Genomic DNA, 11,967 nt, shown 5'->3' on the forward strand with positions numbered 1-11,967 from the left:
CGACCCCGCCGACGCTATAGTCACTCTTCTTGATAGTCAATAATCGTGACTACCTGGGAATTGGAGGAACTCCCTCCACATGCTTGCTACGCTCAAACCCATGGGGCAGAAGCAGAAGGAGCGCCCGCTGCGGGCCGACGCGCGCGACAACCGCAGGCGGATCCTCGCCGCGGCCGCCGAGGTCTTCGTCGAGCAAGGCCCGGGCGCACCCCTGGAGGAGATCTCGAAGCGCGCGGGCACCGGCATCGCGACGCTCTACCGCCGCTTCCCCGACCGGCAGGCCCTGACCAGGGCCGTCGCCCTGGACGCCCTAGAGCGCAGCACCGAAGAGGCCAAGCGCGCGCGGGACGAGGAGCCGACCGCCTTCGCCGCCCTCGTCCGCTACCTGCACCGCGTCCTGGACATCCGCATCGGCGCCGTCTTCCCCGTCCTCCTGGAGGAGATCCCGTTCGACGACGAGGACATCGCCGCCGTCCGCGCCGACGGCGTCGCCGTCATGCAGGACCTCGTCGCCACGGCGCAGCGCGACGGCGACCTGCGCCCGGACGTCACCCACGGCGACGTCGGGATGCTGCTCGTCCGGCTCTCCCGCCCGATGCCCGGCCCGCTGCCCCGGAACGTCGCCGACGACCTCGCGCACCGCCACCTCGACGTGATCATCGACGGCCTGCGCGCCGCGCCCGGCCCCCCGTCCGGCCTCGCCGGCCCGGCCCTGACCTTCGCCGACCTGGGCTCGATGGGCGACGATCAGGCCAGGTGAGAGCCCGTCCGCAGTGGGCACAGGGACGGCATGAACATCACAGGCATCATCAGCGCGATCATCATCGGGGCGATCATCGGCGCGCTGGGCCGGCTGCTGCTGCCCGGCCGCCAGCCCATCGGGGTCCTGCTGACCGTGCTCGTCGGCATCGTCGCCGCGATCGTCGGCACCGCGATCGCGCAGCGGGTCGGCGTGGCGACGACGTCCGGCATCGACTGGATCGAACTCGCCTTCCAGGTCGGCCTCGCGGTCCTCGGCGTCGCCGCGGTCGCCGCCCTCCGCGCCCGCCGCCACCACCGCCGCATCCCCCGCTGACCCGCCCCGCACTCCGGCTAACACCGCCTGCCGCCCCGTGTCAGCGGCTTTACTTTCCGTGGCCGGAGTCCGCCATATCCGCCCGACCCCGTGAACCGGCCACCGCACCGGTGCGATCCTCGGAACAGGCCCGCTCCCGGCCGCGGCGGTGCCCGCGGTGGCCGACGACGCACATCCGGTCGACGCGGGGAGTGGCGCGGTGCAGCAGATGCGCAAAGGGGCCAATGCCGAGCTGGCGAGCCTGACCGAGGCGGCGGGCCCGGTCACCGTGGCGTTGCGGTGGTCCGACCCGTCCGGCGGCGCGGCGGCGGGCGGCGGGGAGGCCGACGTGGCCGCGCTGCTGCTCGGGCCGTCCGGCAAGGTCCGCGACGACGCCGACTTCGTCTTCTACAACCAGCCGGCCACCCCGGACGGCTCGGTCCAGCTCCTGGGCAAGACGCCCACCGGCGGCGGCAGCGAGGACCGCATCATGCTGGACCTCGCGTCCCTCCCGGCGGACGTGGAGCGCGTCGTCGTGACGGCGAGCCGGTACGCCGGGGCCACGTTCGGCGATCTGGACGACCTCGGCCTCACGCTCTACGACAGCTCCGGCGCCGCCCTGCTGGGGTTCGACATCACCGACGCCACGGCGGAGACCGCCTTCGTCTTCGGCGAGCTGTACCGGCGTGGCGGCGGCTGGAAGTTCCGGGCGGTCGGCCAGGGCTACGCGACGGGCCTCGCGGGCCTGGCCGGTGACTTCGGCATCGCCGTGGACGACCGCGAGGACGAGGAGCGTCCCGAGCAGCCTGTCGAGCCCGCGGAGAAGACGCCCGCCGCCGAGCCCGAGCCCGATGCCGCGGCGCCGGCGCCCCACGGCGTGCCGGACGCCCGGACCGCCCCGCGGCGGCGCGTCCGGACGGCGAAGAAGCGCAGCACGCTGCCGAAGGCCGCCAAGGTGGACCTCGCCGACCATCCGTCATGGCAGAGCGCACGCCTGTTCTCGGTCGCGGGCCTGCGCAGCGAGCACGAGCGCGAGGTGCGGGCCACCTCGACGCTGCTGGCCGTGATGACGCAGGTGCCCGAGTTCGGGCGGCGGCTCACCGCCCGGTTCGGCGCCCCTGCGGGCACCCTGCAGACGTTCGTCGAGACGCCGTTCAAGCACGGCGACACCAAGGTCCGTCCGGACGGGGTGGTCCGGGTCGCGCGGGCGGGCCGGATCTGGACGGCCCTGATCGAGACGAAGACCGGCGGCAGCCCGCTCAAGGCGGACCAGGTCGAGGCCTACTTGGAGGTCGCGGCCAGGAACGGCTACGAAGCCGTCATCACGTTGTCGAACGACCTGGCGCTCGACGATGAGCACCCCCTCACGGTCGACAAGCGGCGGCTTCGCAAGACCGCGCTGCGGCATCTGTCCTGGGCGGAGGTCGCGCACGAGGCGCACATGCTCTGCCACCACCACGGGGTCGCCAGTTCCGTCCACGCGTGGATGCTCGGCGAGCTGCTGCACTACCTGCGCCATGACGGTGCGGGATGCCAGGGCTTCCGGGACATGGGGCCGTCGTGGGTGCCGCTGCGCGACGCGATCGCGGCGGGCACGCTGCGGCCCGGCGACCGGCACGCGGAGCGGGTGGCCGAGAGCTGGGAGCGGCTCGTCCGGCAGCTGTGCCTGCGGCTCGGTGGGGAGACCGGGCTGAACGTGGCGCCGATGGCGCGCCGCAGGCGGTCCGGTGCGGCCACCCGGCGGGCGGCGATCGCGGCGTCCCTGGTGGAGTCCGGGCGGATGGACGCCGAGTTGCGGATTCCGGACGCGGGCGGGCCGGTCCGCGTCGAGGCCGACCTGCGGACCGGGCGGATCGAGACGAGCGTGGAGATTCCGGCGGCGGTACGGGCGCGCGCGCTCACTCGTGTGCAGTGGCTGCTGCGGCAACTGTCGGACGCGCCACCGGAACTGCGCGTGGAGGCGCTGCCGGACGGACGCGGTGAAGGGCCGTGCGACCTGCTCAAGAACCTCCGGAACGAACCCGGCTTGCTCGTGCCGGGCTCGGGTGATCTGACCGCGTTCCGGCTGACCCTGCCGACCGGCATGGGCACCAAGCGGGGGACCGACGAGACGGGCTTCGTGCGGAGCGTCGACGCCGCCGTGGACCGGTTCCACAGCGAGGTGCTCAGCGTCGTCAAGGTCGAGGCGGAGTAGCGCCGGGGCGGGCGGCGTGGGCGGGCAAGGGTCTTCCCAAAGGCTCGCCAAACGTGAGTCGTCGGACATGAATCTTCGCTCTCATAGTGCACTCGAATCGATGCGAAGAGTCACGTTCGGTCAGGGGGGCCAAAATGGTGGGTGGGCTCGCGCCCGTGGCGGAGTACGAGCGGTTCCGGCTGCTCAGGAGGCGGTTCCGGCGGGCCGCGGCGGTGGTCGCCGGCACGTTCCTCGGGTGGTACTTCGTCTATGTCGGGTTGGCAGCGTTCGCTCGGGACTTCATGGCGCGGCCGGTCGCCGGGCACGTCAACGTCGCGCTGCTGCTCGGCCTGCTGCAGTTCGCCTCGACGTTCGCGCTCGCCTTCGGGTACGCCGCCTATGCGCGGCGGCGGCTGGACCCGCTGGCCGGTGAGCTGCGGTGACCGGACGGTCACTGACGTTCGGGCTGTTCGTCGCCTTCGTCCTGATCACCCTCGGCATCACGCTGTGGGCGCGGGCGCGGACCCGGGGCGCCGACGACTTCTACGCGGGCGGCCGGACGTTCTCGAGCGCGCAGAACGGCATCGCGCTCGCGGGCGACTACATGTCGGCGGCGTCCTTCCTCGGCATCGCCGGGATCATCGCGCTGAACGGCTACGACGGCTTCCTGTTCTCCGTCGGGTTCATGGTGGCGTGGCTGCTCGCGCTGCTGCTGGCCGAGATGCTGCGCAACGCGGGCCGGTTCACGATGGGGGACGTCCTGGCGCGGCGGGTGCGGCGGCAGGCGCCGGTGCGCCGGGCCGCGGCCGTGTCCACCGTGACCGTGTCGGTGTTCTACCTGCTCGCGCAGATGGTCGGCGCGGGGGCGCTGGTGTCGCTGCTGCTCGGCATCCACCGGGGCGAGCGGTTCCTCGGTATGGACGCCGGCACGGCGAAGACGGTCACGATCGTCGCGGTCGGCGCACTGATGATCTTCTATGTGGCGTGCGGCGGAATGAAGGCGACCACCTGGGTGCAGATCATCAAGTCCGCGCTGCTGCTGGCGGGGGCGGTCGTGCTGACCGTGCTCGTGCTCGGCAGGTTCGGGTTCGACCCCGGCGCGCTGCTCGGGTCGGCCGCCGACGCCAGCGGGCGCGGTGAGGAGTTCCTGCGGCCGGGCCTGCGGTTCGGGCAGGACGTCCCCGGCGACGCGTACCAGACGATCGTGAACAAGCTGGACTTCATCAGCCTGGCGCTGGCGCTCGTGCTCGGCACCGCCGGCCTACCGCACATCCTCGGCCGGTTCTTCACCGTCCCGGACGGGCGCTCCGCCCGGAAGTCGGTGACCTGGGCGATCGGCCTCGTCGGCGCCTTCCACCTGATGACGCCCGCGCTCGGCTTCGGTGCGGCGGCACTCGTCGGACGGGAGGCGATCGTCGCGCAGGACCCGTCCGGCAACACCGCCGTGCCGCAACTCGCGCAGGCCGTGGGGGAGCACGTCGGCGGCCGGGCCGGCGGGGAGGTGCTGCTGGCGTTCATCGGCGCGGTGGCGTTCGCGACGATCCTCGCGGTCGTGTCGGGGCTGGTGCTGGCGTCGTCGACGTCGCTCGCGCACGACTACTTCGGCCAGGTGCTGATGCTCGGCCGGCCGCGCGAGTCGCAGGAGGTGGCGGTCGCGCGGTTCGCGGCGCTGCTGGTCGGCGCGCTGGCGATCGTCCTCGCGGTGGCGGCCCGGAACTTGAACGTGGCGTTCCTGGTCGCGCTGGCGTTCGCGATCGCGGCGGCGGCGAACGTCCCGGTGATCGTGCTGTCGCTGTTCTGGCGGCGGTTCAACGCGGCCGGGGTCGTCGCCGGCATCTACGGCGGGCTGACCGCCTCGCTGGTGCTGGTGGTCCTGTCGCCCGTGGTGTCCGGGAAGACCGACCCGGCGACGGGGCAGAGCCTGTCGCTGCTCCCGGCGGGCGTCGACTTCCACCTGTTCCCCCTGGAGAACCCCGGCCTGGTCTCGATCCCGATCGGGTTCCTGTGCGCGGTCGCCGGGACCCTGCTCGGACGGGACGAGGCCGACACCGAACGCTACGACGACCTGACGGTCCGCGCGCTCACGGGGGCGGGCGCGCACTGACGGCGGCCGCGCGCCGGTGACCGGTTGGTCATGGCGAGGGGCCCGTACCGGCGCGGGCACTGCCGTCCGAGGGTGCGGGCGGGTTAACATTCCGTTCCGCCCTCCCGTTACCGATCAGTATGGGACGCCTGGCGGGACGGGGGGCCGCAGTGCGCGGCCGCACCGTCCGGGCCGGGGGTTCAATGTGCCGAGTGCCCGGGCGGGGCCCGGTTCGCGTGGCAGAATGTCAGCCGCCGTGGAGCGCGGCGGTGTGCCGGAGGGAGGTGCGGCGGCGTGTCCGAAGCCGGTCGACGCCGTCCGGGGCGTACCCGACCGGCCCTGTCCCCGCACCGGCTCGGTGCCCGGGCGACCGCGGCCCTCACCGTCCTCACCCTCGGCGCGGCCGTGGCCGTGCCGGTGGCGATGGTCTCCGGTGACGAGCGGGAGGCCGGGCAGCGCGCCGCCCGCGGCGCGGCCGCGGGGGCGGCGGCCGGGGCCCTCGTCGGCGCGCCGACCGACACGATCCGCTCGCGCGAGTGGCATCTGAAGGTCCTGCGCACCCAGAAGGCGTGGAAGTACTCCAAGGGACGCGGCGTCACCGTCGCCGTCCTCGACACCGGCGTCGACGGCGGCCACCCCGACCTCAGCGGCCGCGTCATCAGCGGCCCCGACCTCACCGGCGGCGTCCGGAACCCCGGCAGCCGCTACTGGGGCCTGCACGGGACGTCGATGGCCAGCATCATCGCCGGCCACGGGCACGGCCCCGGGCTGGAGCAGGGCATGATGGGCGTCGCGCCGCTCAGCCAGATCCTGTCCGTGCGCGTCACGCTGGAGAACGACGACCCGCTGCGCCGCGACAACGGGCCCCAGTCCGGCACCGGCGAGCACGACGCCGTCGCCCAGGGCATCCGCTACGCCGTCGACCACGGCGCCGGCATCATCAACATGTCGCTCGGCGGCGGGCGCCAGTTCTACAACGGCACCAAGTCCCAGGAGAGCGCGATCAAGTACGCGCTCTCCAAGGGCGTCGTGCTGATCGCCTCCGCCGGCAACGACGGCTCGGGCGCCAACCGCAAGAACTTCCCCGCCGCCTACCCGGGCGTGATCGCCGTCGGCGCGCTCGACCGGCGGCTGCGCCTGTGGAAGGACAGCAACCGCCGCTCCCACGCCGCCGTGTGCGCGCCGGGCGTCGACATCGTCAGCGCCGACTCCAGCAACGGCTACGTCGTCGGGACGGGCACGAGCGCGTCGTCGGCGATGGTCGCCGGGATCGCGGCGCTCATCCGGTCCCGCTACCCGAAGCTGTCCCCGGCCGAGGTCCGGCAGGCGCTGATCCAGGGCTCCCCGGCCCGCGCCGGCCATCCGACCGGCTCGCCCACCTGCCGCGGGACGGTCGACGCGGTGCGCGCGCTGGTCGCCGCGCACAACATCAACAAGACCTCCAGCGGGCCGGTGGAGACGCCGCCGCCCGCCGCGCCCAGCCCGGCCCCGGTCGCGGAGTCCCCGGCGCGGGACGCTGGCGTCCTGCTCCCGCTCGTCCTCGGCGGCGGGGGGCTGCTCGTCGCCGTCGGGCTCGTGCTCGGCTGGCGGCAGCGGCGCCGCCCGGAGGAGGACGCCGAGGAGACCGACGCCGTCCCCGACTACGGCCTGCCGTCCGCGCCCGCCGCGCCGCGCGAGCCCGCCCCCGTCCCGGCCGCCGCGCCGGTCTCGGCCGGGCCGGACGCCGCCGACCCCGGGTTCGCCCCGGTCAACGTGCCGCTCTGGCAGAACACGGAGGCGTACCGCGGCCCGCCCCTGGCACCGGAGATCCCGCCGCGGCTCGGCATCTCCTGGGACGAGCGCGAGGACGACTACCGGGACGGGCACGCGGCGCCCGGCCCCGGCCCCGGCCCAGGCCCCGCCCCCGGCCCGCGTGCCGATCACGGCGGCATGCCGCTTCCGCCGCCCATCGAGCCGAAGCAGCCGCCGATCATGCGGCACGAGATGCGCCCGTTCGTGCCCGGCGAGTTCGCGTCCGGCACCAACGGGCACGACCTGCTGAACGGCAGCGCCGGGGGCAACGGACGGCACGCCGGGGGCCGCCACGGTGCCGACCAGAACGCCGCCGACCTGAACGGCATCGAGCTGGACGGCGCCGAACTGGACGCCGCCGAGTTGGACGCTGCCGGATTGGACAGGGCCGACCTGAACGGCACCGACCCGAACGGCATCGACCTGAACGGCTCCGTCCCGGACGCCCAGGCCCTTGACGACGCCGACTGGGAGGAGTTCCGGCGCGGCGCCCTCGGCCCGCTCACGGCGCCGGAGCCGGAGCAGGAGGCGCCCGCTCCGCCCGCCGCGGTATCCCCGGAGCCGCCCGACGACGTCCTCCCGCCGCCCGTACCTCCCGTGGACGAGGAGCCGGCGGACGGCGGCCCGTTCGGCCCGCCCGCGGCCGCGGAGGACGACGGCCCGCACGGCCGGGGCTCGCGGCACGCCCGTCCCGCCGAGGACGAGGACTACCGGCCCCCCTGGTGGTGATCGCGGTACTCCGGCGGGCGTAGCCCGGGTGTCTCCGGCGGGCCGATGCGGCACCCCGGACCCCTCGCCGAGCATCGACGTATCCGCACACAGGAAGGGTCGATGAACCATGATGACGACACTGGCGGCACAGGCGGCGCAGGTCGCGGCGATGCACCCGGGCGGCTGGCAGGACGGGGACGCGCCCGCCTTCTGGCCGGTCTTCCCGATCACGTTCGGGCTGTTCTGGCTCGCCGTCCTGGGGGCCGTGTTCTACCTGATCCGCCGCCGCACCGGCGGCGGGAGCGCCTCGACCGCGGCGCCCGACCCGCTCGCGAAGGCGCGCTCGGTGCTGGCCGAGCGGTTCGCCCGCGGGGAGATCGACGAGGACGAGTACCTCAGGCGCACGTCCGCGCTGCACAACTCCGATTGACCGCCGCCCGGCGCGGCGGCGCCGCCGGCCGACCGCGGCAGGGGCCGCGGCCCGGTCGGCGGCGGCTTTGTGGGGTGCCTCAGTCGGCGGCGGCCTCTTCGAAGATCCGGCCGATGCCGTCGGAGTACTCCGGGGCGCGGGCGGCGGCGTCGGCGAAGCGGGTGAGCAGCCGGGCGAACTCGGCGCGCTCGCCCGCCGTCCAGCCCGCCATCAGCGCGTCGAGGTAGGCGCGGCGGGACCGGTCGGCGACCCGCTTGACGCGCAGCCCGGCCTCGGTCAGCCCGAGGTTGGCGCGGCGCGCGTCGACGGGGGACGGGCGCCGCGTCACCAGCCCGGCGTCGATGGCGTGCCCGACCAGCCGGCTCGCGGTGGACGGGTCGATCTCCAGCCGCTCCGCGACGGCGCCGACCGTCACCTCGCCGGGCCGGCCGCCCGCGCACTCCGGGCGGGCGGCGGCGGTGAGGGCGGCGACGGCGTTCACCACCATGAGGTTGGACAGCTGCAGCGGCCGTCCGTCCGCGCAGGCGGAGGTCTGGGCGCGGATGCGCCGCATGAGGTCGGGCTTGGCCCACACGCGCCGCAGGTGGAACAGCGCCATCGCGACATCGGCGAGCACGGGGTCCGGAGGCTGCTCGTCCGGCATCGTGTCCGGCGGCGCCCCCGACGACTCAGGCGACGACTCGGGCGGCACCGGCGCGTCCGGCTCGGCGGGCCGTCCCGTGGCGGGGGTCTCCGTCGCCATGCAGGTCTCCGTTCGCGAGTCGGACGCCGGACGTTGCGGAACTCCCCACTCTAACGTATGTAGTCTGCATATGATTGGGGTCCGCGAGACAGGTGTTCCCCCTGAGACACACGGTGCGAAAGAGCCGCAGGTGAAGCGGGATGTGATGCACTGAACCACCGGCCCCGTTCGCGCTGAACCACCGGAACTTGTCGGCTCGGACGCGTAGCATGGCACCCGCCCGAACCCGGACGACCCGGGATCAGTAACCACAGAGGGGACCTGATGCGAGCGGCGAACGCCCCCGGTGACCCCCGCGGTGACGTCCCCCCACAGGACGGAAGCATGGACGATGGCCGACCCCCGCGACCACTGACCGACGACGCCGCCCTCGACGGCGCGCTCGACGACGAGGAGGGCGGGCCGGACGCCGCCGCCTTCCCCACCGACCGCCTCTCCGACCGCGAACGGCGGATCCTCGCCTTCGAGCGGCAGTGGTGGAAGTACGCCGGCGCCAAGGAGCAGGCCATCCGCGAGCTGTTCGACATGTCGGCGACGCGGTACTACCAGCTCCTGAACATCCTGATCGACCGGCCCGAGGCGCTGGAGTGCGACCCCATGCTCGTCAAGCGCCTGCGCCGGATGCGGTCGCAGCGGCAGCGCAGCCGCGCCGCGCGCCGACTCGGCATCAGGCCCTGAGCCGACCACACTGGGTGGCGTGAACTCTCCTCCCCGCTCCGTGACGGACGCCGGCGCCGCCGGTCTCGACGCGATCCGCGCGAACCCGGCCGGGGCCGTGCTCGGCTTCGACTTCGACGGCACGCTGGCGCCGATCGTGGCCGACCCGGCCGCGGCCCGGGCCCATCCCGGCGCCGCCCCCGCGCTGGCCCGGCTGGCCCCGCTGGTCGGCGCCCTGCTGATCATCACCGGCCGGCCCGCGGCGGTGGCCGTCGAGTACGGCGGCCTCGCGGGCATCGACGGGCTCGTCGTCCTCGGCCAGTACGGGCTCGAACGCTGGGAGTCCGGCGTGCTGACCGAGCCGGAGCCGCCGCCGGGAGTCGCCGAGGCGCGCGCGAAGCTGCCCGGTGTTCTCGCCGCGGCGGGCGCACCGCCCGAGACCTTCGTCGAGGACAAGGGCCAGGCCCTCGCCGTGCACACGCGGCGCTGCGCCGAGCCGGAGGTCGCGCTCGAACGGCTGAGGAGCATCCTCGCCGCGCTCGCCGAGCGGACGGGGCTCACCGTAGAGCCGGGACGGCTCGTCCTCGAACTGCGCCCGCCCGGCATGGACAAGGGCAAGGCGCTCCGCTCGTTCGTCGACGGCCTCGGCGCCCGCCCGTCCGCGGTGCTGTTCGCCGGCGACGACCTCGGCGACCTCGCCGCGTTCGACGCCGTCGACGAGCTGCGCGGCGAGGGAGTGCCCGGCGTGCTGGTGTGCAGCGGTTCCGCCGAGGTCACCGCCCTGGCCGAGCGGGCGGACGTGGTGGTCGACGGCCCGTCCGGCGTGGTCGACCTCCTCGGCGGTCTGGTGGACGGCCTGTCCTGACCCCTTCCCCGGCCGGGCGCTTGTCGGAGAGGTGACAAGTGCGCTGACCGGCTTTGTCGCATCTCGCGCGACTCCGGGGCCGCCCGTGGACCGCAAGTCCAATTGGGCCAAAATAGGGTGAACTGCGGTAAGCGTGGTTCACGGGGGACCACGCGAGGACAGGGGAGGCTTGACGGTGGACATGGAACCGGGAGTCCCGCGCGGTCCGGACGGAGCCGGGCACACGCCCGCCCACGGCCTCCCCAGGGCCACGCCACGGGAGGGCACGCCCGTGCGGCCGCCGGGTGCCCCGATCCCACCGGGCGCGCCGAACCGTCCCATCGTCCAGACGCCGCCCGCCGCCGAGGCGCCCCCGCGCGTCTGGGGGACGCCCCCGCCCGCCGCGCCACCGGAGCCCGTCCTGCCTCAGCCGGGCGGACTCCCGCAAACCCTCAACATGCCCACATCGTCCGCCTACCCCACCAGCCCCGCCCAGCCCGCGGGCCCGGCGCAACCTGGCCCCGTCGCGGAGCCCGGTCGCCCTGCAGACCTCAACCCCACCGCGCAGCCCGTTGGAGGTGCGCAGCCTGGTGGTGGTGCGCCAGGTGTTCAGGGGACTGGGGACGCGGAGTGGGCCGGGGTGCCCGAGGCGCAGGAGCCCTACTCGCGGCGTGCGGAGCGGTCGTCCACGACCGGGCCGATGGGGGTGCGCGAGACGAGCGGCGTGCAGGTCCGGCTCGGGTCGCGGGAGCGGGAGCGCGAGCGGCGGGCGCGCCGCCGGGCGGGGCGCCGCAGCGGGCTCGTCGCGGCGGGCGTGCTCGTGCTGGCCGGGCTGGTCACGGCCGGCCTCATCCTCACCCCCGGATCGGGCGACGGCGGCGGGACGGGCGCGGCCCCGGCCGCCGGGGAGCAGCCCCCGGCCGGCACCGGCGAGCTGCCCGACGCCGGGAAGCCGATCACGGTCGGCACCGCCGACGGGTCCCAGTACAAGATCGCGGCCGTGACGGACGGGGTCAGCGGCGGCGTGGAGACGGCGTCGCAGTCCTCACCGCCGTCGGGGACGTCGTTCGCCTACATCGAGTACATCCTCAGCAACCCGACGCAGAAGCAGGTCCTGCTCGACTTCCCCGGCGACGTGTTCGTCAGGCGGAACCTCGTCACGGCGGACGCGCGCGGCCGGTGCATGCCGCAGGCGGGCGTCCCCGAGGACATGTGCACGCCGCCGACCAAGAGCCAGGTCGTCCGGCATCTCGCGGGCGCCGCGCTGGTGTCGGGGGACGGCGGCGACAAGTACATGGCGCCGGGCTCGGCGTTCCTGGTGCGCGCCACGGTGGACGTCCCCGTCGAGCGCGGCATCAAGCGCTCCGACATGGGCCTGTACGTGTGGAAGCAGCTCTACATGGCGGACCAGCTCGCCAAGCGGGCGCCCTTCCCGCGCGGAGACTGAACACGGAACCGCCGCGGCCCGGTATGGGCCGCGGC

The 11,967-nt window shown here is 74.6% G+C and carries 11 protein-coding genes; 10 read left to right on the forward strand and 1 reads right to left on the reverse strand.

What is annotated here, in order from left to right:
- The first annotated feature begins 100 nt into the window (after positions 1-100).
- The 7 genes from AB0K34_RS11170 to AB0K34_RS11200 all read left to right on the forward strand — a co-directional run bounded on the left by AB0K34_RS11170 (position 101) and on the right by AB0K34_RS11200 (position 8,242).
- Positions 101-760 carry a TetR/AcrR family transcriptional regulator gene (locus AB0K34_RS11170; RefSeq protein WP_364547553.1) on the forward strand — a complete coding sequence of 220 codons (660 nt, stop codon included), beginning with the start codon at positions 101-103 and terminating at the stop codon, positions 758-760.
- A gap of 30 nt (positions 761-790) precedes the next feature.
- Positions 791-1,075: a GlsB/YeaQ/YmgE family stress response membrane protein gene (locus AB0K34_RS11175; protein WP_301176148.1), complete on the forward strand. Its 285-nt coding sequence runs from the start codon at positions 791-793 to the stop codon at positions 1,073-1,075.
- Positions 1,076-1,232: 157 nt separating this feature from the next.
- The gene (locus AB0K34_RS11180; RefSeq protein WP_364547555.1) at positions 1,233-3,248 is read left to right on the forward strand and encodes a TerD family protein; all 2,016 of its coding nucleotides are present in this window, start codon (positions 1,233-1,235) and stop codon (positions 3,246-3,248) included.
- Between the two features lie 134 nt (positions 3,249-3,382).
- Positions 3,383-3,670, forward strand: a complete 288-nt coding sequence (locus AB0K34_RS11185) for a DUF485 domain-containing protein (RefSeq protein ID WP_301176146.1) — start codon at positions 3,383-3,385, stop codon at positions 3,668-3,670.
- Entirely contained in the window at positions 3,667-5,331 is a 1,665-nt protein-coding gene (locus AB0K34_RS11190) for a cation acetate symporter (RefSeq protein WP_364547559.1), read from the forward strand. The genes AB0K34_RS11185 and AB0K34_RS11190 overlap by 4 nt, the downstream gene beginning before the upstream one ends.
- A gap of 273 nt (positions 5,332-5,604) precedes the next feature.
- Positions 5,605-7,830 carry a S8 family serine peptidase gene (locus AB0K34_RS11195; RefSeq protein ID WP_364547562.1) on the forward strand — a complete coding sequence of 742 codons (2,226 nt, stop codon included), beginning with the start codon at positions 5,605-5,607 and terminating at the stop codon, positions 7,828-7,830.
- 109 nt (positions 7,831-7,939) lie between these two features.
- Positions 7,940-8,242, forward strand: a complete 303-nt coding sequence (locus AB0K34_RS11200; protein WP_364547565.1) for a hypothetical protein — start codon at positions 7,940-7,942, stop codon at positions 8,240-8,242.
- A 79-nt stretch (positions 8,243-8,321) separates the two neighbouring features.
- Here AB0K34_RS11200 and AB0K34_RS11205 read toward each other — a convergent pair whose 3' ends face one another.
- Positions 8,322-8,984, reverse strand: a complete 663-nt coding sequence (locus tag AB0K34_RS11205; protein WP_364547568.1) for a MarR family winged helix-turn-helix transcriptional regulator — start codon at positions 8,982-8,984, stop codon at positions 8,322-8,324.
- Positions 8,985-9,308: 324 nt separating this feature from the next.
- On the opposite strand from AB0K34_RS11205, the gene AB0K34_RS11210 reads away from it, so the two are divergent.
- The 3 genes from AB0K34_RS11210 to AB0K34_RS11220 all read left to right on the forward strand — a co-directional run bounded on the left by AB0K34_RS11210 (position 9,309) and on the right by AB0K34_RS11220 (position 11,932).
- On the forward strand, positions 9,309-9,662 hold the full coding sequence (locus AB0K34_RS11210; protein WP_301177550.1) for a DUF3263 domain-containing protein: 354 nt from the start codon (positions 9,309-9,311) through the stop codon (positions 9,660-9,662).
- A gap of 19 nt (positions 9,663-9,681) precedes the next feature.
- Positions 9,682-10,506 carry a trehalose-phosphatase gene (gene otsB, locus AB0K34_RS11215; RefSeq protein WP_301177551.1) on the forward strand — a complete coding sequence of 275 codons (825 nt, stop codon included), beginning with the start codon at positions 9,682-9,684 and terminating at the stop codon, positions 10,504-10,506.
- 619 nt (positions 10,507-11,125) lie between these two features.
- The gene (locus AB0K34_RS11220; protein ID WP_364547571.1) at positions 11,126-11,932 is read left to right on the forward strand and encodes a hypothetical protein; all 807 of its coding nucleotides are present in this window, start codon (positions 11,126-11,128) and stop codon (positions 11,930-11,932) included.
- The last annotated feature ends 35 nt before the right edge of the window (positions 11,933-11,967 follow it).

It is taken from the genome of Actinomadura sp. NPDC049382, from assembly GCF_040677125.1.
Lineage (GTDB): Bacteria > Actinomycetota > Actinomycetes > Streptosporangiales > Streptosporangiaceae > Spirillospora > Spirillospora geliboluensis.

What these genes read in the sequence shown, in the direction of transcription:
- AB0K34_RS11170 (WP_364547553.1), top strand. Translation starts at nt 101, where the DNA reads ATGGGGCAGAAGCAGAAGGAGCGCCCGCTGCGGGCCGACGCGCGCGAC.
- AB0K34_RS11175 (WP_301176148.1), top strand. Translation starts at nt 791, where the DNA reads ATGAACATCACAGGCATCATCAGCGCGATCATCATCGGGGCGATCATC.
- AB0K34_RS11185 (WP_301176146.1), top strand. Translation starts at nt 3,383, where the DNA reads ATGGTGGGTGGGCTCGCGCCCGTGGCGGAGTACGAGCGGTTCCGGCTG.
- AB0K34_RS11200 (WP_364547565.1), top strand. Translation starts at nt 7,940, where the DNA reads ATGATGACGACACTGGCGGCACAGGCGGCGCAGGTCGCGGCGATGCAC.
- AB0K34_RS11205 (WP_364547568.1), bottom strand. Translation starts at nt 8,984, where the DNA reads ATGGCGACGGAGACCCCCGCCACGGGACGGCCCGCCGAGCCGGACGCG.
- AB0K34_RS11210 (WP_301177550.1), top strand. Translation starts at nt 9,309, where the DNA reads ATGGACGATGGCCGACCCCCGCGACCACTGACCGACGACGCCGCCCTC.